We start from the raw sequence: 22,285 nt of genomic DNA on the forward strand, positions 1-22,285 counted from the left end.
TCACATGCGTTTAATACTGATCGCCGTCGCTGCCCTGGCCTTGCTGGCCGGCTGCGCCACCCCGCCACCCCCGGAGCCGGGCAGCGCCGCCAGCAAGGTCGTGGCGATGGGCAAGACAAAGAACATCGTGGTTGGCGCCATGCGCGTGGCCCGGGAAAACGGCTACATGACTGTCAATGTGCAGCTGAGCAACACCAGCTACAACAACAAGACCATGTACTACCGCTTTGCCTGGCTGGGGCCTGAAGGCTTTCCGATTGCCGAAGAGGAAACCTGGAAGAGCCTGACGCTGTACGGCGAACAGACCAGCTTCCTGCCGGCCATCGCGCCGACACCCAAGGCCGTGGACTTCCGGTTGGAAATCAATACGCCTTGAGCCTGATTCCGATCAGTGATGGCTGTGACCTGCAGCCTGTGGCGAGGGAGCTTGCTCCCGCTCGGTTGCGCAGCGACCGCAAGTTCCCTCGCCACAGGGATATTCAATGCAGGCTCCGTTACCGATCGACATTGCGCCTGACCCTATTTCATTCCGTTTTCGAGAGCCCCCATGTTCCTACGCATTTCATCCCTTGCCCTCGCCGCCCTGCTGGTCAGCGGTTGCGCCAACAATTCCCCGATACTGGGCAACAAGAACATTACCTATGGCGACACCAAGGCCGTGGAAACCGTGACCAACGAGTTCGGCTCCACCGACCTGCAGATGATCGCCGAGGCCATGACCCGCTCCCTGGCCCAGTCCGGCGTCTTGCACGGTCGCCCGGTGGTCCAGGTCTATGACGTGAAGAACAAGACCAGCGAGTACATCGACACCCGCGAAATCACCACCAGCATCAAGACCCAGTTGATGAAGACCGGCGCGGCGCGCTTTGCCAGCGACAACAACGCCATGGACAGCCAGGTCGACCAGCTCAAGCTGCAGAACCAGAGCGGCCTGTACAAGAAGAGCACCGTGGCCAAGACCGGCAACATGATCGCCGCCAAGTACCGCATCGAGGGCTCCATCAGCTCGATCGTCAAGCGCAGCAGCGACTACAAGGACGTCTTCTACAAATTCAGCCTGCAATTGATCGACGTCGAAAGCGGTCTGGCCGAGTGGATGGACGAAAAAGAAATCCGCAAGACCACGGAGCGCTAAGCCATGCGCACATGGATAGGCATCATGGCCCTGGCCTGTGCGTTCGGCACGCAGGCGGCCCCCAAAGTCGCCGTTACCGACCTGGCGTACCAACAGCGGGTGGAGGAATACATCCATACCGTTTCGGCCCAGAGCAACTTCCAGGCGAACACCTACAGCGCCAGCGCGTCGTCGAGCTACGACGAAATGGAAGCCACCAGCAGTTACATCGAGCAGGGCGAACTGCGCAAGTTCACTGGAGACATCAAGGGTGAGATCCTGCGCAGCGGCATGTTCCAGCTGGTACAGGGCACCCCTCATACCGAGTCTTCCACCGGTGACGTCTACGATGTGATCAAGCGCATCAAGGCCGGACGTTTCAAGGGTGCCGACTACGTGCTGTTCGGCACGGTATCGGACATCGACTTCACCCGCGACATCAATGAACTGGCCAACACCGACAGCTACTCGGCGGTGCTTGGGCTGACCCTGGTGGCCGACTTCAGCCTGATCAACACCCGGACCTTCGAAATCACCTCGGCGTTCACCGCCATGGGCGAGGGCCAGGACACCAAATTGCTGAATCACCGGGACGCGCGCATCAGCCTCAACCGCCCCCGCGTGGTACGCGACGTGTCCAAGGCCTTGGGCGAAGACGTGGCACGACAACTGAGCGAACAGCTCGGCGGCCCAGGCCATGAGCTACCCGGAGAGCCGGTACCGCGCAACAATCTGCCACGGGACACCGCACCGGTGATCCTGCGCTAAGCACCGGAGCCCCTGCCTCCCGGACCCGGGACAGGGGCGCCTGTGGCGTCATCACGCGCCTGCCTGAGCCGTCCCAACCAGCCACCCTCCGGCTTCTTCACCGATTGAATCGCATCCATCAGCGGCTGCCACCCGCGGCCATCCGCCGTTTGTTCATTCAGCGGTGTCGGAGGCGGTAAGGCCTGTGCCAGCTTCAGGACATTGCCGATTTTCCGCGTGTAGACACGAACCTCATCGAGCCCCTCGACCAACGGCAGGACAATACCGGTGGCGCTATCAAAGGCCTCGATCGTCGGAACGACGCCAAGCTTGCCACGGAGCGCCGGGACGCCGAGCCCCGGCATCAGCAGGCCCACCAACAGCCGTGGATCGCGGCGGCTGACACTCAGGCCGACCCCGGCGAGCACCACGGCCACGCCAATGACCTGCCCGGCCGTTGCCAACAGCGACAGGCATTTATTGGATTCGTCATCGAAGAAAATCGCCCGATACCGAAAGTAGTCACTGAATACCTCCCGCTCGTCCAGGGCTGCATTCATGAACCAGGCACGAGAATCGTGGACATGCTCATCGAACAACCGCATCAGCTCCCACGCCTCATCATCGCGAGGCACAAGGTCCTCACCGAACCAACGCGCTACTTCCCGATTGCCGGCCCGGCGCAGGTCACGGTATTCCTCGGCCTCATCCTGCTCGTTGAGCAAGTACACCAGGCCGCCTACCGAGGCATTGATGAGCCGGCCTTGACTCAGGCCTGAACCGAAGGGATTCAGCTCCCACTCAGGCACGTAGTCGCGGCGGAAATCCAGCATGGCGCCCTGCAGCTGATGTTGATCCAGGCTCGGTTCGAATGTTTTGGCCGTATTGAGCGCGATCTCGCCCACTCCGGTTCGTTGTTCGTATGCACGCTTCAGGGCCAAGTGGCTTTCATGATCAGCGGGTACGGCGCAAGGCTCCTTGCCGGCACGCAGGGCAGTGTCTTCCTCTCGTTGTCGCCGGTGCAGCGCGGCAAAGGCCGAACGTTCCTCTTCACTCATGTCCTTGCCCTGCACATGGGCCCAGGCCGAGGTCGTACGAAAGAGAAAATTGGCATAGCGGTTGATTCGCCATCCAGTGATCAAGCCGGCTTCCCGGGCCATCACCTCCTCAAGCGGCCCATTGTCCTGGGCATCGAGCCAGATGTTGAAGCGACGGATCAGCGTTGGGGAGATGTCGAACGCGTCGTACGTCCCACCCTCCATGACCAACCACGGCCAGCGCTCTTTCTGTTCCTCGCTGAGGGCATCGGCCGGTGCCTGCAAGGGGGCGCCGACCTGATAGGCCTCATGAAACATGTGCTGCAGGGGCAACTGGGATAACAGCTCGTGATTGCCTCCCAATGCCTTGCCCTGGTCACCCGGCGGATACCCCCCGCCGACATCCGAATGCACACCCGGATAGAGGTATTCAAATGTGCCCGCGCGATAGGTGGAGGAACAATCGGGGTCGCCGGGGTCGGCTTTTCGACGGATCGAATCCAGGGGAAAACTGCCCCGCTGCTCATGGGCTGCGACCAGGTGCACACAGCGCTCCAGGAATACCTGCGACTCGGGCAGCCGCAACGAACCGTCAGCCCAGCCCATGTGTCCGCTGACAAAAGGCGCCAGGTAGGCCATGCCCACCGAGGCCACCGTGTCGAACAGGCCGAGGAATCCGATGCTGATGGGCACACCGGCGAACAGGTAGCAGGTTTCGCCGTTCACCTCGACTTCGGTCAGTTGATGCAACCACTGGGTAAATGCCCGGGCCTGGGCGGCGCCACGGGAGAAGCCATAGACATACAGGCGCAGGGCATTGATCCGAGGGATCGAGCGACTGGCGTGCAAACGCTCCACGGTCTCGCGCAAAGCTATCAATGGCCCTTCCAGGGCAGCACGCCTACGCGCTTGCCCGGTATTGAGTGCATCGCCGAAGCAGCTGCCCATCTGCCGGACCCAGGCAAAGGCCTGCGCCGGATCCAGGTGCGACTCGCCACAGTGGCGACGCAAGGCATCGATCAGCCGCGTCAGGCCCCAGTTGATGCGATTTTCTCCACCGCGAGCCGCCACCAGCCCCATGGCGTCAGGTTCAAACTCACCGACTTCGGGAAACTCGGTACCGACGCCCTGCATGTAATAGGCATAGAAACCCGCCTCATTGGCCCGGCTTTGCTCCGAACCGGCGCCGCCACCCAGGCTGGCGTGATACAGGCGCGCCACGTTGCTGGTGGTCGGCGGGGTGTTCCGCTTGTCTGTGGGTTCATGGTTATTGGTGCCGTCAAAACACAACGTGATATGCAATACGTCCATGCAGGGCGGGCCGGAATAGGGAACGTTCGCCGCCCTGCAAGCCGTCCTGGAAATTTCCGCGGCTTCAATCAGCGCTCTCTGCTGTTCAACCTGATTGCGCAGAACGTCTTCAGGCGTTCGCGGCAACATGCCCTCTTGGGTAAAGAATGGCGTGGCCGCCAGGGCCTGTGACGCGTTTTTCATGGTATCGGGCATGGCGACAGCGCCTCCTCCATCCTGCGGGGGAAACCGAAGGGATAACCGGGCTTGCCCGGCAAAATCGCCACTGCGGACACAGCCACTCGATCACAAGGCAGGAAATGCACGTCAACCACCCCAAGCCGCTCGTAGGGGGCCACCTCAGCCCAGACGCTGTGCCGGCTGTAGCCGACCCGATGGGCTTTCATCCGCGTCCGCCATTCATCGGTGTGCCGTCGCTCCGGCCAACCGCCATAAGCGTGGGGCGCCGGATCCTTCTCCCACTCCACCAACACCTTCAGTCCCGGACGCCATCGAGCGGGCATCCCGACGCAACAGTTCTGCTTGCCGCCACCGCCATAAGGCCCGATGCCCGGCCCACCGTTGCGGTTGACGCTGAAGTGATGGATGGCCGCCGAAGTGTGGTTATAGCCTTCGATGGGCGTACCGATCAGGCTGGTTTGCGCAGGCATACAACCGCAAAGAGCACTGACGAGCGACAACCTCCATGTCCCTGGACACGTCATTGGCTGATACCTCGCCCACCCTTCGCTTGGGCGGCGCACTTGACGAGCCACTCCTGGAGGAACTGCTCCCGCGCCACTCCCGTCAGCTGCTGACGGTCTGCATCGACATGAACACGAAAAGTCTGATAGATGAGCGTCTCGAACGAATCGAAACCGTAGGTGCCTGGAAGGATTTCCTGCCGGGTACACCATAGTTGCGCATCACCGAGGGCACCCACTCCGGTGACTTGCTCATCGCTCAACCGCAACACCGGCGCGTCCCGCCCCGCTTCCCTCTGTCGGACATCGAGCCCCGCCATCTGGCAGGCCTTGCCATCGCGATCGATCCATTGCCAATTGATGACGCCCTCATGGAGCATCTTGAGCTGGTCGGGATCGAGCAGTTCGCACAAGGATCTGAACAAGCGAGTGTCGTAGTAACGCAGTACACCGCTTCTGTGGCCTCGGGCCCACTCGGCCTGGGTGCATCGTCCCAGGCGTTCGCCGAGGGCATCGAACGACCAGCGGCTGAACAGCGCCAGCACCCGCGAATGGCGGTGGCACCTCTGGATGAAGCCCGTCAGCCAGAGCCGCTGCGCGGTATTGAAGAGCAGTACCCGCACCAGCACCGGCCCCTGGTCAGCGAAGGCTCGTTCGGGGGAGTCCTGGAGCAGAAGCCGGTAGCGCGGCGACGGCGAAAGCTCGTTCAACCGTCGCAACAGCGGATAGTCGAACAACGCGCAGTCGACCAGCAGGTCCACATGGGGGAGGCCGCAGGCCTTGGCCTGGGCGCATAGATGTTGCAGCCATTGCAGGGCAGTTGGAGACATGATCATCCTTGAGAATTGAACCGCTCAGAGGCGGATGGCCAAGCCTCTGGCCTGGGCTTGGGCCTGTAGAAAGCAGCGTTTGCACAGCACGCCGATCGGCAAGGGCGAGCTACCCGCCGGCGGACCGGTCGCGCCTTGGCTGATCGCGGCGACGTCAGTCAATGGGCCTGTGCGTCCGGCCACCGGCTCATCGGCTTCACCCGGCCGGCGGGCAGGTTTGTACCGCAGGGCCGCTCCGGGCCCCGGACCACCGCCTTGCTCGATGGGAATGCTGCTGAAAATGCCGTCGGCACCAATCCTCAGGAAATGCCCACCGCCCTCCAAAGTCAGCTGCGTTCCGGACTTGACTGTCAGCGCCCCCGCGCATTCGAGCTGCAGGACCTGCCCGGCGCGAATCACCAGGGTCTCGCCGACCTGCGCATGGAGGCTGCCGTTGATGGTGAGAAAATCGTCGGCATCGAGTTGCGTCACGCGATGCCCTCCAACGGTGTGGTGCTCCTCGCCCCGCACTTCGCTGTAGCGCTGCCCCGCCAGGGTAATGCGCTGGTCGCGGCCGATCTCCAGCACATGGTCATTGCGCACGTTGGCGAACAGGTCGCGTTCGGCCCGCAGATAGATCCGTTCAGCCCCCTTTCGGTCTTCGATGTGCAATTCGTTGCTGCCGCCCCCTCCCGGCGAACTCCGACTCTTGAAGACACTGCGGGTGTCGTTGACGGGTAACCCATGGGGAACCGGGTTGGCCTGGTTCGGCACGCAACCGGTGATCAGCGGTTGATCGGGATCACCCGCAAGAAAGGTGACCACGACCTCCATGCCGACCCGGGGGATCAACTGGGTGCCGAAGCCATCCCCGGCCCACCCCGTAGCGACCCGCACCCAGCAGCTGCTCCGCTCCGGGTTGCCTTCGGCACGGTCCCAATGGAAGCGGACCTTGACCCTGCCGTACTCGTCGCAATGAATCTCGCGGCCTTGCGGACCGCTGACCGTGGCCGTTTCACTGACCAGCAGCGGCCGACGATGTCTCACGGACGGGCGATAGAAGACGTCCCACGGAATCGCCTTGAACCGGTTGCCATAGCCCTGCTCCAGCGGCTGGTCTTCCACATTGCCAATGGCTTCTTCAAGGACCTGGGGTTGCGAGCCTTCATGCCTGAGCCAGGTGAGTAGCCAGCGCTGGTTCCAGCAACCCCGTCCATGGTTCTTCAGCCTCATGAAATGCCCGCTTACCAGGGCCGGCTGGTTGCTGCCACCTTCGGCGACGCAAGTGTCCCTTTGTCGGCGTTGCAGGGCCCGCTGGGCCGTCTGTCGGCCTTGGGCCAATGTCAGGAAACGCCCTTGTGCGTAGGCATAATCCTCGCGATCCGGCTGCGTCCCCTCTTCGCCAAAAGGGTAATGCCGGGCGGCACTTTCCAGGGTCAGGCGAGGCTTTTCGAAATCATGGTCACGCCGGGTTACCCGGCTGGTGGCACCTCGTACCCGAACGGAGAAGGTCCTGATCGTGGGCTCGTCGGCGACCATCGCACCGTCAGGCACGAACGGTGTGGGGGGCAGACTCCTGAACCTGGACTGGTCATCACCCACGACGAGGACATGCTGCTGCGGCCCATGCTCGAAGTGATAATGCCAACCCTCTTCTTCAAACAGGCGCTGGATAAAGGCCAGGTCGCTTTCTTCGTACTGGGTGCAATAGTCCCGCGGCGGATATTCCGTAGGCCCCAGTTGAAAACGAAAGGCATCTTCCAGCAGACCATGCAGCTTGAGCACCTCGGTGATGATCTGGCGAACGGTCCGCCGCTGGAAGATTCGTCGATTGAAAGCCAGGTCGAGACTGCTCAGGCGCGGCATCAGCGTGGCGTGATAATGAGTCAGCCGCTGTCCGGACTCCCCCACGGCGAAATCCGCGATCTGCCCGTGGATGCCGTTGCCTAGCGTATCGAAAGCCAGGAAGGCGGGACGATGCAGAAACCGCTCGAGCGCCAGCTCGGCGTGCTCGCTGACGAGCCTGATCCTGAATTCAAAAGGCCGACTGATGGCCTCGGTGCCCTCGAAGGCGAGAACATCGAACTCATCGGGCAAGCTATCGATCGTGAACCTGAACTGGGCTGCGGAGGGAGCGGGCATTTACGGTCACCGGATGAACGGAAGAGCCCCATGATCGAAAAATCGACGCGAGCCGTATGCCGCCCCAATCCGAACACCGCATAGGCAAATTCCCCGCTTGTCCCCGGTTCGGTCTGTCAGAAAAGTGGATTTGTAGGCTGATACCTACCTGCAAGACAAAAAAATGTGGGAGCGAGCCTGCTCGCGATAACGGTGAATCAATCAACAGCGAGGTTGAAGGATCAATCGCTATCGCGAGCAGGCTCGCTCCCACAGGGTTTCAAGCTGCCGCAGAACTTTACACGGCAGCTTTGCGAATCGTCGCCAGCAGGCCAGCCGCGCCAATGAACAACCCGGCAAAGGTCCGGTTCATCCGCCGTTGCTGCTTCGGCGTGCGCAACAGGCGCAGGACTTTGGCGGCCAGCCCGGTGTAGCCGGCCATGACGATGAGGTCGACGCAAATCATGGTCACGCCCAGGATCAGGTACTGCTTGACCAGCGGGGCATGGGGGTCGATGAATTGCGGCAGTACTGCCAGCATGAACACCAGTGCCTTGGGATTGCTGATGTTCACCAGGAAGCCACGGAACATCAGCGCCAAGGGCTTGCCGATGGGCCGCGGGGAGGCGTCATCGCTGATCTCGCCGGGAATGGCTCGCCACTGCTTGACGCCCAGATACACCAGGTAGGCGACCCCGAACCATTTGATCGCATAGAACGCCGTGGCTGAGGTGGAGAGGATCGCGCCGACGCCCGCGGCGACAATCACGATCTGCAATGCCAGGCCCAACTGCAGGCCCAAGGCATTCCAGTAACCACGCCAGAAACCGTACTGCAGACCGCTGGACATCGATGCGATGGCACCGGCGCCCGGCGAAAGACTGATTACCCAACAAGCGGCGAAAAACGCCAGCCATGTTTCCAGCACCATTGCACACCTCGGCCAAGATTCGTCCAGACGACTAAGCTAATGCGCCGCCGCGCGGCTGACCACCGTTATTTTTCAAGCAACCGTGACGGCCCAGGGACTGGCTATTCGACAAATCCACCCACCGGAAAAGCCTCGCTGCCGCGCCACCGCCGGACCGAGCGCTGGAAGAACAGGCTGTTGGGCACTTGCACCATGGAGCTGCCGGTGCCGAGTTCCTCGGGCTCGATCAAGGTGGTGTAAAGCAGGTTGATCGCGACCACCCGTCCTTTGATGCCGGGCTTGTCGGTCGCTTCCACCAGCTCGACCACATCGCCCAGGCGAAATGGCCCGACGGTGTAGATCAGGACGGCGCACAGCAGGTTCGACAACACGCTCCAGATGGCGAAAAACGCCACGGCCGCCACCGCGACGAAGCCGGAAATCGCAGTCCACAATACCGTGGCCGAGACCCCCAGGCGTTCGAGCACCACCAGCACCGCGCTGCCCATGATCAGCCAGCGCAGCACGCCCCGCAGGACGATCAGCAAGTGGGGCGGAAACGGGTAGCGCTCACCGAGCCCCGTGAGCGCACGCGCCACGATACGCTGCATCACATAACCGGCCAGCAGGATCAGCAGGACTTGCACACCGAGCCAGAGCGGCTCGATCCACATGACTGGGATGGGCAAGGTCAACGCTTCCATCAGGACAGCGCCTCCAGCTCCGCTTGCAGGGTTTCCAGCAATTCCAGGGCTTGCATCCACGCCTCCTCAAGCTCCGCTTCCCGAACCTTCAACCGGGCCTGTTCGGCCAGCAGGTCGCGCAGTTCATCCTTGCGCGCTGCCTCGTAGAGACCACTGTCCCCGAGACTGGTTTCGATTTGATGCAGTTTTTCATGCAGTTTGCCCAGCTCGGACTCGAGCTTGTCGGCCTCACGCTTGTGCGGCGCCAGTTGCTGTCGTAGCGCGGCGGCGGCCTGGCGCTGGGCTTTCTTGTCGGTCTTGTCCGGATTCACCGGCGTACTGCTGACCGGCGCATTGCGCTGACGGTAGTCCACCAGCCAGCGTGCGTAGTCTTCGAGGTCGCCGTCGAACTCTTCGACCTTGCCGTCGGCCACCAGGAAGAAATTGTCGGTGGTGCTCTTGAGCAGATGTCGATCGTGAGACACCACCAGCACCGCTCCACTGAACTCCTGCAAGGCCATGGTGAGGGCCAGGCGCATCTCCAGGTCCAGGTGATTGGTCGGTTCGTCGAGCAAGAGCAGGTTGGGCTTTTCCCACGCGATCAAGGCCAGCGCCAGGCGCGCCTTCTCGCCACCGGAGAAATTCAGCACCGGCTCGTCGATGCGCGCGCCACGGAAGTCAAAACCGCCGAGGAAGTCACGCAAGGTCTGTTCGCGCTCGGTCGGCGCCAGGCGCTGCAAGTGCAACAACGGGCTGGCCTTGGCATCGAGGGAGTCCAGCTGGTGCTGGGCGAAGTAGCCGACCACGGTGTTCTCGCCGCGGGTCAGGCGCCCGGCCAGGGGCTGGAGTTCACCGGAGAGGTTCTTGATCAGGGTCGATTTACCGGCACCGTTGGGGCCCAGCAGACCGATGCGCGCACCGGGCGTCAGCTGCAGCTTGACCTTCTCCAGCACGGTCTTGTCGCCATAACCCAGTCGCGCATCGGACAGGTCGATCAACGGGCTGGAGATCTTGGTCGACTCGCGGAAGACGAAATCGAACGGCGAATCGACGTGGGCCGCGGACAGCTCCTCCATCCGTTCCAGCGCCTTGATCCGACTCTGGGCCTGACGGGCCTTGGTGGCCTGGGCCTTGAAGCGGGCGATGTAGCTTTCCATGTGCGCGCGCTGCGCCTGCTGCTTCTCGTAGGCTTGCTGTTGCTGGGCCAGGCGCTCGGCACGGGCCCGTTCGAAAGCCGTATAGCCACCGCGATACAGGACGAGCTTGCGCTGATCGACATGGGCCACGTGGTCCACCACCGCGTCGAGGAAATCACGGTCGTGGGAAATCAGCAGCAGCGTGCCCGGGTAACTCTTGAGCCAGTCCTCGAGCCAGATGATGGCGTCAAGATCCAAGTGGTTGGTCGGCTCGTCGAGCAGCAGCAGATCCGAGGGGCACATCAAGGCTTGCGCCAGGTTCAGGCGCATCCGCCAACCGCCGGAGAAGTCCCCGACCTGGCGGTCCATCTGTTCGTTGGTAAAACCCAGGCCGGCGAGCAATTTGCGGGCGCGGGCATCGGCGGTATAACCGTCGGCGCTGTCGAGCTCCGAATGCAACCGGGCCAGGGCGGCGCCGTCGTGGGCCGCTTCGGCGACAGCCAGGTCACGTTGAACCTGACGCAGGCGTATATCGCCGTCGAGCACGTAGTCCACCGCCAGGCGTTCGAGGGTATCGACCTCCTGGCGCATATGGGCGATACGCCAGTCGGCGGGCAGCGAGCAATCACCGGAGTCCGGGTGAAGCTCACCCCGCAGCAAGGCGAACAGGCTCGATTTGCCGGCGCCGTTGGCACCGATGAGGCCGGCTTTGTGGCCGGCGTGCAGGGTCAGCTCGGCGTCTTCTAGCAGACGTTGCGGGCCACGCTGTAAAGTCAGGTTCTGAAGTCGGATCATAATGGCGGCGGAGTCTACCAGCTTCGCTCGCAACTGGCGCGAGTAGCACGATGTCCTCTGACCTGTGGAATTTCTCCCTCGACCTCTACGCCAGGCCCGGCGTGGAACAAAGCTGCCTGGCATTGCAGGGGGCCGGCGCGAGCGTCTGCCTGCTGCTTTGCGGTCTGTGGCTGGAACAGCGCGGCGTGACCTGCGATGAACAAAGACTGCAACAGCTTCGGCAGTTGGCCGAGCCTTGGGACAAACAGGTGGTAAAGCCGCTACGGACGCTTCGCAGCCAATGGAAAGCGGCTGCCGTTCAAGACCCTGCCCTCACGCACCTGCGCGAGCAGGTCAAGAAACTGGAGTTGGAAGCCGAGCGGTGTTTGTTGGAGCGACTGGAGGTCGTGGCTGCGGATTGGCCCGGGGGCCAACAGAACGCTTCAGCGCGATGGCTGCAAGAGTTGGCGGCGAGTACCGAACCAGCGAACCACGACGCGCTGCATCAGCTGCGCGTCGCGGTCTCCAGCACTTAGGAAGCGCTGGTTGGGGTGCTGGTGCTCGGCGTAACGGCAGCGGCTGGGCTGACCGTCGAAGCCGGAGTACTGGCGGCTGGAGCAGGGGTCGCTGTCGGGGCCGACGATGCAGGCTTGGCGGCTGGGGCAGTCGCGGGTTTGGCAGCGGCTGGCTTTTTCACAGCGGGTTTGGCTGCTGGCTTGGCAGCAGCTGGTTTCGCTGCCGGTTTTGCAGCGGCTGGCTTGGCGGCAGCGGGCTTGGCGGCGGATTTGGTCGCAGCGGGTTTGGCAGCAGCGGGTTTAGTCGCGGCCTTGGCGGGCGCTTTGGCAGCGGCTGGCTTGGCAGCTACAGCAGGTTTGGCGGCAGCGGTTTTCGTCGCTGCAGGCCTGGCAGCAGCCGTTTTTGTCGCCGCTGGTTTGGCCGCTGGCTTCGCTGCGACAGCTTTTGCAGGGGCTTTGACAGGGGCTTTGGCAGCAGGCTTGGCAGCCGCTGTTTTCGACGCGGCGGGTTTGGCGGCGACTGCTTTTTTAGCGGCCGGTTTCACAGCAGCTTTCGCGGCAGGCTTGGCGGCCGCTGTTTTTGCAACTGGCTTGGCGGCAGCTTTGACAGCCGGTTTTTTAGCTGCTGGTTTAGCTGCGCTGGCAGCGACCGGTTTAGCCGCAGGCTTGCTCGCTGCTTTGGCCGGTGCTTTCGCGGCAGGCTTGGCAGTTGCCTTGGCCGGTGCTTTTGCCACAACGGGTTTAGCTACCGGTTTCTTGGCCGATACAGCGACAGGCTTGGCAGCACGAAGCGTCAGCGCCTTGCCGGCAGCCTCCTGCACACGACCCACACCCTGGGCCAGCTTCAGGCTTTCCTGGGCATCACGCTTGAGTTGCAGGATGTAGGCGCGGGTTTCGGATTGACGATCCTTCAAGGCATCGAGCAGGTCTTCGAGTTCTTTCACGACGTCCTTGGCCTTGGCTTGTGCCTTGGCCTTGCCGGCGGTAGCTGCGTCTTGCAGTTTGGTACGCGACTTGTGCAGTTTTTCCTGCGCCTTGCCGCGTTGTTTTTCCAGTTTGGCGAGCAGTTTTTCAGCATCAGCCAGGGCTTGGGAGCAGGCGTTTTCCAAATGTTCGAGCAAGGCGCCCGAGAGTTGTTGGAGCAAGTGCAACGGAGTGTTTACAGGCTTCTTGGTGGCCGACATGGTTTACCTCCTGACTGACGTGAGTGCGGCTCATACTAGACCTCTGCTGCAACCGCCGCTAGGGCATGTTGACAGTACACAGGACGTTGCGTTGCAAGAGACAAAAAATCTTCTGCGCCATTGCCGAAGCAATCTCACTTCGCGGCAATCGGCGCTGGCATAATTCCTCCACTCGAGCCCGGAGAGCACACATGTCGCGTCACCTGTTTTTCTTCCTGTGCATGGTTTGCTCAACGGTCCAGGCCGTTGAAAAAACCAGCGCAAGCGATGCCCACGACCTGGCCTACAGCCTGGGCGCGAGCCTGGGCGAACGCTTGCGCCAGGACGTGCCCGACCTGCAGATCCAGGCATTGGTCGAAGGTCTGCAACAGGCCTACCTGGGCAAGCCGCTGGCGCTCAAGGATGAACGCATCGAACAGATCCTGGCCAAGCATCAGGCGCAGCTAGCCGCACAATCGACGACACCACAGATTGAGGTGGCACTGAAGACGGAGCAGAAATTTCTCGACGAGGAAAGAAACCGGCCAGGTGTGAAACAGCTGGAAGACGGCATCCTGTTGACTGAACTCAAGCCAGGCCACGGCGCGAAAGCCGGCCCCCACGGCAAGGTCCAGGTGCTGTACACCGGTCGACTGCCCGACGGCACCGTGTTCGACGCCAACCACCAGGCGCAGTGGTTCAGTCTCGACAGTGTGATCGATGGCTGGCGCAACGCGTTGCCGCAAATGCCCGTAGGCGCGAAATGGCGACTGGTGATTCCTTCGACCCAGGCCTATGGTGCCGAAGGGGCCGGGGATGTGATTCCCCCGTTCACGCCATTGGTGTTCGAGATCGAGCTGCTGGGGGCGACGAGCTGACATCGCCCAAACGAAAAACGGTGCGCAATGCGCACCGTTTTTTTTCCAGAGAAACCATCAAGCCTGAACCGCCGCCTCTTCCTTATGGGCGTTGTGCAACACTTCGATCAGGCAGTCCTCCAGCTCGAACCGCTCGTGCAACAGTCCACCCAGCTCCTTGAATTTTTCCGCTACGCATTTGCCTTCATCGCAGAGGTCGTTGAATGCCAGCAGCTTCTCGGTGATGACGTCGATGCGCGGGTAGATCTGTTCGGCGAGCTCCAGGCCACGCTTGTCGTTGAAGGCCTTGGCCTCGCCGGTGAGTTGCTCGTAGATCTCGAAATGCCCGGCAGAGACATAGTCCACCAGCACACCGCAGAATTCCTGCAACGGCTTACGGCTTTCACCCAACGCTTCAGGTTTGTCACCGAGAGCATCATAGGCCCGAACCAGTTCGTGACGCTCCTGCAACCAGCGGTCGATCAGCAGATGAACCCCACCCCATCGTTCCTGAGCATTCTGACAACTTTCGAGCATGGCGATTTCTTCCCTTGTGAGTCATGCCCCTCGCAGCCTGCATACACCTTGATGATTCATGGCAAGCCGGACACAACATGATCGAGCGGCATAATTCCAATGATACGTGCGGGCCAGATTATGCCCGCACGACAGCCGCTTCAAGGTACGCAGGCGACAAAGTTCATACAAGTGTTTAATCCGCTACCCGGACGAATTGCGACGTCTTGTCGCCCAGCGGTCGGATCAGAGCGGTCCAGACAAGGCGAAGCAACAGGTAGCTCATTGCAATGGATACGGCGAGAAAAAACAGCAGGCTCCATTCGGGGATGCTCAAGTCGAACAATGTCCAGGTGACACCTGCACAATCGACCGCGCCATCGAGGACCTGCTGCATGGCGCTCCACCATGAGCTCGCGCCCTTCATTTGGGCCAGGCAATCGGGCGAGTGGCTTTGCAACAGAACCTGACGCCAGGCCAGGGCCATTCCTCCCGACACGAAAACCAGTCCCGTCACACCGTAGAGGATGCTGCCCTTTCGACCCGGGCCATGCATGCAGGCTGCGAGACCGTTCACCAGGAACAGCACCAGGCACAAGCGCTGCAGGACGCACAGGCTGCAAGGCGTCAGTCCGACTGCGTACTCCAGATAGCTGGCGATGCCCAAAGCCAGGGCCGCGGCGGCGGAAGCCATGAAAAACAAGAAGCGAGAGCAAGCCAAAGACATGGCGGTTCCGTAACAGAAGAGACAAGCAGTTACGGTAGAGGAAAGCCCTCGGGCCTTTCAAGGCAGGCCCGCGCAGACACTTCACCAAGGGTGTAGGGAATTCCCGACAGAGGCGAGGGGATTTCGCGCAATCCCCTGTAGGACTTTCCCGAGTACATCATTTGGGCCTTGAACCGAGCAGCGATCAGCGACGGTCCACTTGGCAAGACCACCGCGAAACGCAGCGCTTTGTCAGGATTCCTTAACTGGATAACGCCTGGGCTGGAACCGGCAACGGCGCAGCGAGCAAGCGTTCATCCAGCAGTCCCAGGCCCTCCTGGAACAGCTGGTTGCTGCGCTCGGCATCACCCAGTTGTGCCAGGAGTCTCGCCAGTTCGGCGCAGGCTTCGGGATTGCGCTGGATCCGCAGGCTGCCTTCCAGATAATCCCGCGCCTTGCCCCAGAGGCTGTTCTGCAAACACAGGCGGCCCAACGTCAACAGCAGGCTGGAATCGGCCGGATGATCCTTGAGCCAGCCTTCGGCCGCTTGCAGCTGTCGAGCCGGATCATTGCCGCGGACCAGCCCGTACAGACGCGCCAAGTGGCTGTCGTAGTGACGCTTGAGTGCGGTGCGCAATACTTCCTCGGCCTCGCCCTGCGCGCCCAGCTGTCGCAGCTGTTCGGCATAGGCCAGCACCAGCGCCGGCTCCTGGCGTTGTGCAGAGGTCAGCTGTTGCCAGGCGCGATTGAGCGATTGCAAACCGACGCTGCCGTCTTCTTCACGATGGGCCGCCAGGGAGAGGTTTTCACCCCAGGCCCGGCGTTCCAGCTCAGCCAGCTGCGCCGCCGGCAGGACCTTGTCCTTGCGCAGTTCCGGCAACAGGCGAATCACCGCCGACCAATCGCCGCGCTGCTGATGCAGCCGTTGCAACTGGCGCAGCACCTGGACGTTATGGGGATGACGGTCATGCATGGCTTGCAGCGTGACCAAGGCGCCGTCGGTGTCGCCCCGGTCCATCTGCAACTGCGCGTGGCTCAGCGCAATGGCCAACTCGGCCTGGGGCTGGCGTTCCAGGGCGCGCTCCAGCAGATTGTCGCTCTGTTCGTAAAGACCTTGCTCGTTGGCCGCACGGGCCGCGCCGAGGTAATACAGCAATGGCTGGCGTTCGGCTTCCGCGGCACGATGCAAATGTCGTTGGGCACTGGCCCAGCGACCTTCGGCAAGGTCCAGTTGACCGTGTTCGATCGCCACTTGCACGCGCCGGCTGCGATTGCGCCGCGACCACGGGTTGACCACGCCGCCGGAAGTGGTCACCAGGCCGATCAGGGCGCGCACGGCCCGCCACAACAGCCAGAGTACCGCCACCAACGCCAGGGTGACCCACAGGCCCGCTTCGTAGCGGAAGTTCTTGTACGCCACCAGCACGTAACCCGAATGCTCGGAAATCGCCACGCCCAACAGGGCGGCGGCGGCAATGACCACGAACAGAATCACGTAGAGACGCTTCATGGCGTGGTCCCCTGCTCAGCAGGCTTGGCCAGCGGCTTGACCGACTCCTCGGCATTCAGGTTACGGCGCTCCAGATAAGCCTGGACGCTGCTCAGGGTCGCAGTCAGGTCCGGAGTGACCACCGTCACCGGCTGTTTGGCCAGTTCGGCCACTCGCTCGAGCATGACTTTGCTCTGCGGGTTGTCCTGGTTGAAGTTGTTCTTCAGTACATCACGGGCCTCGTCCAACGCCTGGGTATACACCGGCGCCTGCCCATTGAGAGCCGCCCATTGCGCCTGCTCCAGCGCCAGGCTCAAGGCCAGGCGCACCTGCATCAGGCTCTGCCCGGCCAGCAGCGGACGGACATTCTCGTCGGCATTGAAATCGATGCGGATATAGCGCGAGATCTGGTCCCACCACTGCGCCCAGCGGCTGGCCCCATCGCCATCGGCCGTCAGGCCCAGCAGGGATTCGCCGCGGTCCTTGTACTCAGGCGCCAGCTCCGAGAGTTGCAGCACTTGCTCACGCAGGGCTCCCAGTTGCAGGAACAGCCCGGTGCGATCCGGCTGCTCGGTGCTGCGCAGCGCCGCGAGGGTCCTGGCCAATTGCTCGCGGGCAGCGAACGAGCCCGGGTCATTCTGCTCCCGCAGGATTTCGTCGGCACCCTGGACCAGGGCCTGGGCACTGCTGATGTCTTGCAGGGCGGACAGGCGCAGGCTGGCGAGGCGCAACAGATGCTCGGCCTCGGCCAATCGCCAATCCTTGCGGCTGGCACCGAGCACAGTTTCCAGACGCTGACTCAGGTGTTGCTGGTCGCCTTGCAACTGGGCGACCTGACGGCGTCGCTCCTCCAGCTCTTCGGCCGCCGGCATCTGCGCGAGGCGCTCGCTGAGGCGTTGCTCATTGAGCTTGAGATTCTGGGCCTGATCATTCAGAGCCTGGACCTGGGCAGACTGTTGCTGGTTGTTGGCCTGCAGGTGACGCACCTGCCAGACACCCCAGCCGCCAACGGCCACGCCAGCGGCCCCCAGCAGCAATGCGACAATGGCCAACCCGTTACCGCGACGCGGCGCCACCGGTACCGGGGTTTCCACCGGTGCATCGATCACGGGTCGGTCTTGATCTTTTGGCAAGGCTGTTTCGCTCACGTATCCATCCTTTGCATTAGAAAACGGCACGGATTGTTCCCGTAACGCCGTCAGCAAAGCCGCGGCACTGGCGCCACGACAATCTATAACTGATCGGGCCCCGGCGGCCCGCGCCATCTCGGCCACCCTGGGGCTTGGAACAAACAACGGCAACCGCGCCAGATCGGGCCAGGCGGCCCCCGCCAGGCGGTGCAGATGCTCGAAACTCTGCCCACTGCTGACCATCAGCGCGTTCAAGCGTTCCGCTTCGACCTTCGCCAGCAGTTCGCCCTCGTGGTACTCGGGCAGGCCACGCCGGTACAATTCCAGATAATCGACACTAGCACCTTGCTCGCGCAAGCGCTCCGCCAGCAAGCCTCGGCCGCCCTCGCCACGCACGATCAGAACCTGGGGATCGGGGCGGGTCAATGCCTGGCGCAACGCCGGGAGTTCCAACAAGGCTTCGCTGTCGTCGCCCTCGTCCGGATAAGACACCGTGAGGCCCGCATCGGCCAGGATCTGTCCGGTGGCCGCCCCTACGCTGAACCAGGGTTGTTCCGGCGGCTCGGGCCAAAGTTCGCGCAGCTGCTCCAGGCACAACCGGGCAGCCGGCTTGCTGACGACGATCACGGCGCAGTACTGGTCGAGCCGCTGCAGCAGCGCTCGACCGGAATCGGACAAGGGAATCGGTTCGATAGCCAGCAACGGCAGACTGCTGCTGAATACACCAGCCTCGGCCAGGACAGCCGCCAGGGCCGACGACTCGTCCTCCGGCCGGGTCAGCAGCAACCGCCAGCCCATCACGCGTGGCCAGCCTCGCCGTAGACTTTCTTGAGGATGTCCCCAGCGCCCTGGCTCAGCAGGTCTTCGGCTACTCGCACTCCCAGTGCTTCGGCATCGCCCCGGGGCGCCCGGGCTTCGGAACTGAGCAGCCTGCCGCCGTCCGGATCGCCCACCAGGCCACGCAACCAGACCTGCTCGCCTTCCAGTACGGCATAGCAGGCAATCGGCACCTGGCAGCCGCCGTTGAGGTGCTTGTTGAGGGCACGCTCGGCGAAGACCCGGGTCGCGGTGTCTTCATGATGCAGGGGGGCCAGCAACGCGTGGATCTCGCTGTCGGCGCTGCGGCATTCGATGCCAACGGCGCCTTGCCCACCGGCCGGCAGGCTGTCGTCGACGCTGATAGCCGAAGTGATGCGGTCCTCGAAGCCCAGGCGGATCAGGCCGGCGGCGGCAAGGATGATGGCGTCGTATTCGCCGGCGTCGAGCTTGGCCAGGCGAGTGTTGACGTTGCCGCGCAGAAAGCGGATTTGCAGATCGGGACGGCGGGTCAGCAGCTGTGCCTGGCGACGCAGGCTGGACGTGCCAACGACGCTCCCGGCAGGCAGCGCTTCAAGGCTGGCAAAGGTGTTGGAGACGAACGCATCGCGCGGATCTTCCCGCTCGCAGATGCAAAACAGGCCCAGGCCTTCGGGGAAGTCCATGGGCACGTCTTTCATCGAATGCACGGCGATATCGGCTTCGTTGTCCAGCAGCGCGGTTTCCAGTTCCTTGACGAACAAACCCTTGCCGCCGATTTTCGACAGCGGCGAGTCCAGCAGCTTGTCACCGCGACTGACCATGGGCACCAGCGTCACGATCAGGCCGGGATGGGCGGCTTCCAGACGGGCTTTGACGTATTCGGCCTGCCACAGGGCCAGGGCACTTTTACGGGTGGCGATGCGGATCTCGCGAGGGGACATGGATCAATCCGTACTTAAAAGATACGACGGATAATAACAGCTCAGCCAAATCCGCTTTGACTTGAATCACGACCCCAAGGCCTCCCTGGCCGTCAATGTCCTGGAAATAAAACGTGCAATGCCGCCGAGGCGTTGCATTAGAGCTGCTGCATCATCTTGCGCACGCCCGCCACATGTCGCCGACTGACGATCAACGCGTCGCCATTGAGGCCTTTGAGAAACAGCTGAAAATGCCCGAGGGGCGTACGTTGCAGACGTTCGATGCGCTCGCGGGCCACCAGGGCATTGCGGTGGATGCGCACGAACCGCTCGCCGAACTCGTCTTCGAGGGCCTTGAGGGGCTCGTCCAGCAGCACCTCGCCACTCTCATGGCGCAAGGTCACGTACTTATGGTCGGCGATGAAATAGACCACCTGGTTCAACGGGATCAGCTCGATGCCCTTGCGGGTTCGCGCACTGATGTGGCTGCGCGGGCCGCTGCCACTTTCCGCTGCCGGGCGGGTCAGCGCCGCCAGTTGCACGCGGTTGGGTCGCTCGGCCTTGCGCAAGGCGTCGAGCAACGCCTCGGATGCCACCGGTTTGACCAGATAGCCCACGGCACCGGCCTGCAAGACCTCCGGCGGGAAGTCATCCCGGGTGGTGCAAAACACCACGGCGGGGGGCGACTCCCGTTCGCACAGCTTCGCCGCCACCTGCAGACCATCCAGGCCAGGCATGCGAATGTCGAGCAGCACGATATCCGGCTTGTGGCTGTCGATAAGGGCCAACGCCTCTTCGCCATTGGTGGCGCTCGGCTCCAGGACACTGTAACCCTCGAGCTCGCCAACCATTCGGCTCAGGCGCTCGCGGGCCAGTGGTTCGTCATCAACGATCAGGACATTCATATTGCGCTGGATTCCTGCGTGAGTCTCGCACAAGGATAGCGTAGACAGGGGAAGTGACATCCGTCACCGCGATCCACGCTAAGACTCGCCCGAGGGCCAAAAAGTGCCGCGAGGCGGTTGCCTATCTTTACCAGCGCTTGCCGACCGATGCTCGAGGCCCGTTGTCGCACGGCGTCGCCGTAGGGATTGTTCATTTTCAATCTGATCAATATTGAGCACCCCCCTGGTTGATTCGACCCGTGCCCCATGATGGAAAAGCAAAACTCCTATCGTCCACTGTAGACGGTTGCCAAGACGATATTGCTCAATCGGAAAATATCGTTGTGCGCAAAACCTGTCTGAACGCCCGGCTCATGCGCAAAAAACCTGCCGACCAGTGCCAGCGCCAGCCCCGGCAACCCTGTTATCATCCGCCGCAGCCTTAACCGCTACTTTTTCCACAGCCGATCACGAGCGAATTCATGAGCACTGACAAGACCAATCAGTCCTGGGGCGGCCGCTTCAGTGAACCCGTCGACGCCTTCGTCGCCCGCTTCACCGCCTCCGTCAATTTTGACCAGCGCCTGTATCGCCACGACATCATGGGTTCGATCGCCCACGCCACCATGCTGGCCAAGGTCGGCGTGCTGACCGATGCCGAGCGCGACAGCATCATCGATGGCCTGAAGACCATCCAGGGCGAAATCGAGGCCGGCCAGTTCGACTGGCGTGTCGACCTCGAAGACGTGCACATGAACATCGAAGCGCGCCTGACCGACCGCATCGGCGTGACCGGCAAGAAACTGCACACCGGCCGCAGCCGCAACGACCAGGTCGCCACCGATATCCGCCTGTGGCTGCGTGATGAAATCGACCTGATCCTGGCCGAGATCACCCGCCTGCAGAAAGGCCTGCTGGAACAGGCCGAGCGTGAGGCCGAAAGCATCATGCCCGGCTTCACGCACTTGCAGACCGCCCAACCTGTAACGTTTGGGCATCACATGCTGGCCTGGTTCGAAATGCTCAGCCGCGACTACGAGCGCCTGGTGGATTGCCGCAAGCGCACCAACCGCATGCCCCTGGGCAGCGCCGCGCTGGCCGGCACCACCTACCCGATCGATCGCGAATACACCGCCCAACTGCTGGGCTTCGACGCCGTGGGCGGCAACTCGCTGGATAACGTCTCGGACCGCGACTTCGCTATCGAATTCTGCGCCGCCGCGAGCATCGCGATGATGCACTTGTCGCGCTTCTCCGAAGAGCTGGTGCTGTGGACCAGCGCGCAGTTCCAGTTCATCGACCTGCCGGATCGCTTCTGCACCGGCAGCTCGATCATGCCGCAAAAGAAAAATCCCGATGTGCCGGAGCTGGTACGGGGCAAGAGCGGCCGGGTGTTCGGCGCGCTGATGGGCCTGCTGACCCTGATGAAAGGCCAACCGCTGGCCTACAACAAGGACAACCAGGAAGACAAGGAGCCGCTGTTCGACGCCGCCGACACCCTGCGCGACTCACTGCGCGCCTTCGCCGACATGATCCCGGCCATCAAGCCCAAGCATGCGGTGATGCGCGAAGCGGCCCTGCGTGGTTTCTCCACGGCAACAGACCTGGCCGATTACCTGGTGCGTCGCGGCCTGCCATTCCGCGATTGCCATGAAATCGTCGGGCATGCCGTGAAATACGGTGTGGACAACGGCAAGGATCTAGCGGAAATGAGCCTGGACGAACTGCGCCAGTTTAGCGACCAGATCGAGCAGGACGTGTTTGCTGTCCTGACCCTGGAGGGCTCGGTCAATGCCCGTGACCATGTCGGCGGTACGGCGCCGGCGCAGGTCAAGGCTGCCGTGGTACGTGGCCAGGCGCTCCTGGCCAGTCGCTAAGAGCTAAAAGCTAAAATCTAAAAGCATCGCGAGCAGGCTCGCTCCCACAGGGGATCTCCATATGTTCACAAGTTTGTGTTCGCTGAAGATCCACTGTGGGAGCGA

Annotated in this window: 20 protein-coding genes and 2 pseudogenes; 6 read left to right on the forward strand and 16 right to left on the reverse strand. The window is 62.3% G+C overall.

Going from position 1 to position 22,285, the window contains the following annotated elements:
* Positions 1-4: 4 nt before the first annotated feature.
* The 3 genes from N005_RS18520 to N005_RS18530 all read left to right on the forward strand — a co-directional run bounded on the left by N005_RS18520 (position 5) and on the right by N005_RS18530 (position 1,882).
* Positions 5-376: a YcfL family putative periplasmic lipoprotein gene (locus N005_RS18520; RefSeq protein WP_047702535.1), complete on the forward strand. Its 372-nt coding sequence runs from the start codon at positions 5-7 to the stop codon at positions 374-376.
* A 171-nt stretch (positions 377-547) separates the two neighbouring features.
* The gene (gene lpoB, locus N005_RS18525; RefSeq protein WP_047702536.1) at positions 548-1,135 is read left to right on the forward strand and encodes a penicillin-binding protein activator LpoB; all 588 of its coding nucleotides are present in this window, start codon (positions 548-550) and stop codon (positions 1,133-1,135) included.
* Positions 1,136-1,138: 3 nt separating this feature from the next.
* Complete coding sequence (locus N005_RS18530) at positions 1,139-1,882, forward strand: hypothetical protein (protein ID WP_047702537.1); 744 nt, start codon at positions 1,139-1,141, stop codon at positions 1,880-1,882.
* On the opposite strand, the gene N005_RS18535 is transcribed toward N005_RS18530, so the two are convergent.
* From N005_RS18535 to N005_RS18565, 7 genes are all read right to left on the reverse strand, one after another.
* Positions 1,879-4,404, reverse strand: coding sequence for a T6SS phospholipase effector Tle1-like catalytic domain-containing protein (locus N005_RS18535; RefSeq protein ID WP_231983256.1), 2,526 nt, complete (start codon positions 4,402-4,404; stop codon positions 1,879-1,881). The two genes, N005_RS18530 and N005_RS18535, sit on opposite strands and share 4 nt — an antisense overlap.
* Complete coding sequence (gene tli1a / locus N005_RS18540; protein ID WP_230167086.1) at positions 4,389-4,859, reverse strand: Tli1a family immunity protein; 471 nt, start codon at positions 4,857-4,859, stop codon at positions 4,389-4,391. The genes N005_RS18535 and tli1a overlap by 16 nt, the downstream gene beginning before the upstream one ends.
* 50 nt (positions 4,860-4,909) lie before the next feature.
* Positions 4,910-5,722, reverse strand: coding sequence for a toxin Tle1 chaperone Tla1 (gene tla1 / locus N005_RS27815; RefSeq protein WP_052126412.1), 813 nt, complete (start codon positions 5,720-5,722; stop codon positions 4,910-4,912).
* 24 nt (positions 5,723-5,746) lie between these two features.
* A complete protein-coding gene (gene tssI, locus N005_RS18550) occupies positions 5,747-7,843 on the reverse strand; it encodes a type VI secretion system tip protein TssI/VgrG (RefSeq protein ID WP_081993288.1) in 2,097 nt (698 codons plus the stop codon).
* Positions 7,844-8,120: 277 nt separating this feature from the next.
* The gene (gene rhtB, locus N005_RS18555) at positions 8,121-8,753 is read right to left on the reverse strand and encodes a homoserine/homoserine lactone efflux protein (protein WP_047702539.1); all 633 of its coding nucleotides are present in this window, start codon (positions 8,751-8,753) and stop codon (positions 8,121-8,123) included.
* Positions 8,754-8,854: 101 nt separating this feature from the next.
* Positions 8,855-9,436: a mechanosensitive ion channel family protein gene (locus N005_RS18560; protein WP_047702540.1), complete on the reverse strand. Its 582-nt coding sequence runs from the start codon at positions 9,434-9,436 to the stop codon at positions 8,855-8,857.
* Positions 9,436-11,346, reverse strand: a complete 1,911-nt coding sequence (locus N005_RS18565) for an ATP-binding cassette domain-containing protein (protein WP_047702541.1) — start codon at positions 11,344-11,346, stop codon at positions 9,436-9,438. The genes N005_RS18560 and N005_RS18565 overlap by 1 nt, the downstream gene beginning before the upstream one ends.
* A gap of 50 nt (positions 11,347-11,396) precedes the next feature.
* Here N005_RS18565 and N005_RS18570 point away from each other — a divergent pair, with 50 nt between their 5' ends.
* Complete coding sequence (locus N005_RS18570; protein WP_047702542.1) at positions 11,397-11,861, forward strand: TIGR02444 family protein; 465 nt, start codon at positions 11,397-11,399, stop codon at positions 11,859-11,861.
* Here the strand turns inward: N005_RS18570 and N005_RS18575 are convergent.
* On the reverse strand, positions 11,858-13,024 hold the full coding sequence (locus tag N005_RS18575; protein WP_047702543.1) for an AlgP family protein: 1,167 nt from the start codon (positions 13,022-13,024) through the stop codon (positions 11,858-11,860). The two genes, N005_RS18570 and N005_RS18575, sit on opposite strands and share 4 nt — an antisense overlap.
* Before the next feature lie 191 nt (positions 13,025-13,215).
* Here N005_RS18575 and N005_RS18580 point away from each other — a divergent pair, with 191 nt between their 5' ends.
* Positions 13,216-13,881 (forward strand): FKBP-type peptidyl-prolyl cis-trans isomerase, encoded by a 666-nt coding sequence (locus tag N005_RS18580; RefSeq protein WP_047702544.1) that lies wholly within the window; start codon positions 13,216-13,218, stop codon positions 13,879-13,881.
* Between the two features lie 57 nt (positions 13,882-13,938).
* Here the strand turns inward: N005_RS18580 and N005_RS18585 are convergent, their stop codons facing one another.
* The 8 genes and pseudogenes from N005_RS18585 to N005_RS30010 all read right to left on the reverse strand — a co-directional run.
* Positions 13,939-14,397 carry an Rsd/AlgQ family anti-sigma factor gene (locus N005_RS18585; RefSeq protein ID WP_041022643.1) on the reverse strand — a complete coding sequence of 153 codons (459 nt, stop codon included), beginning with the start codon at positions 14,395-14,397 and terminating at the stop codon, positions 13,939-13,941.
* A 175-nt stretch (positions 14,398-14,572) separates the two neighbouring features.
* Positions 14,573-15,103: a disulfide bond formation protein B gene (locus N005_RS18590; RefSeq protein WP_047702545.1), complete on the reverse strand. Its 531-nt coding sequence runs from the start codon at positions 15,101-15,103 to the stop codon at positions 14,573-14,575.
* Between the two features lie 241 nt (positions 15,104-15,344).
* Positions 15,345-16,592: a heme biosynthesis protein HemY gene (locus tag N005_RS18595; protein ID WP_047702546.1), complete on the reverse strand. Its 1,248-nt coding sequence runs from the start codon at positions 16,590-16,592 to the stop codon at positions 15,345-15,347.
* The gene (locus N005_RS29715) at positions 16,589-17,719 is read right to left on the reverse strand and encodes a uroporphyrinogen-III C-methyltransferase (protein WP_047702804.1); all 1,131 of its coding nucleotides are present in this window, start codon (positions 17,717-17,719) and stop codon (positions 16,589-16,591) included. Before N005_RS29715 ends, N005_RS18595 begins: the two co-directional genes overlap by 4 nt.
* Positions 17,720-17,755: 36 nt before the next feature.
* A pseudogene (locus N005_RS29720) lies at positions 17,756-18,499 on the reverse strand (uroporphyrinogen-III synthase); the annotation flags it as partial.
* On the reverse strand, positions 18,499-19,440 hold the full coding sequence (gene hemC, locus N005_RS18605; RefSeq protein WP_047702547.1) for a hydroxymethylbilane synthase: 942 nt from the start codon (positions 19,438-19,440) through the stop codon (positions 18,499-18,501). The gene hemC and the pseudogene N005_RS29720, both read right to left, overlap by 1 nt.
* A 137-nt stretch (positions 19,441-19,577) precedes the next feature.
* On the reverse strand, positions 19,578-20,324 hold the full coding sequence (locus N005_RS18610; protein WP_047702548.1) for a LytR/AlgR family response regulator transcription factor: 747 nt from the start codon (positions 20,322-20,324) through the stop codon (positions 19,578-19,580).
* Positions 20,321-20,470, reverse strand: a pseudogene (locus N005_RS30010) (sensor histidine kinase); the annotation flags it as partial. The gene N005_RS18610 and the pseudogene N005_RS30010, both read right to left, overlap by 4 nt.
* Before the next feature lie 315 nt (positions 20,471-20,785).
* On the opposite strand from N005_RS30010, the gene argH reads away from it, so the two are divergent.
* Entirely contained in the window at positions 20,786-22,180 is a 1,395-nt protein-coding gene (gene argH, locus N005_RS18615) for an argininosuccinate lyase (RefSeq protein ID WP_047702549.1), read from the forward strand.
* Positions 22,181-22,285: the final 105 nt, after the last annotated feature.

The organism is Pseudomonas mediterranea CFBP 5447 (assembly GCF_000774145.1).
Lineage (GTDB): Bacteria > Pseudomonadota > Gammaproteobacteria > Pseudomonadales > Pseudomonadaceae > Aquipseudomonas > Aquipseudomonas mediterranea.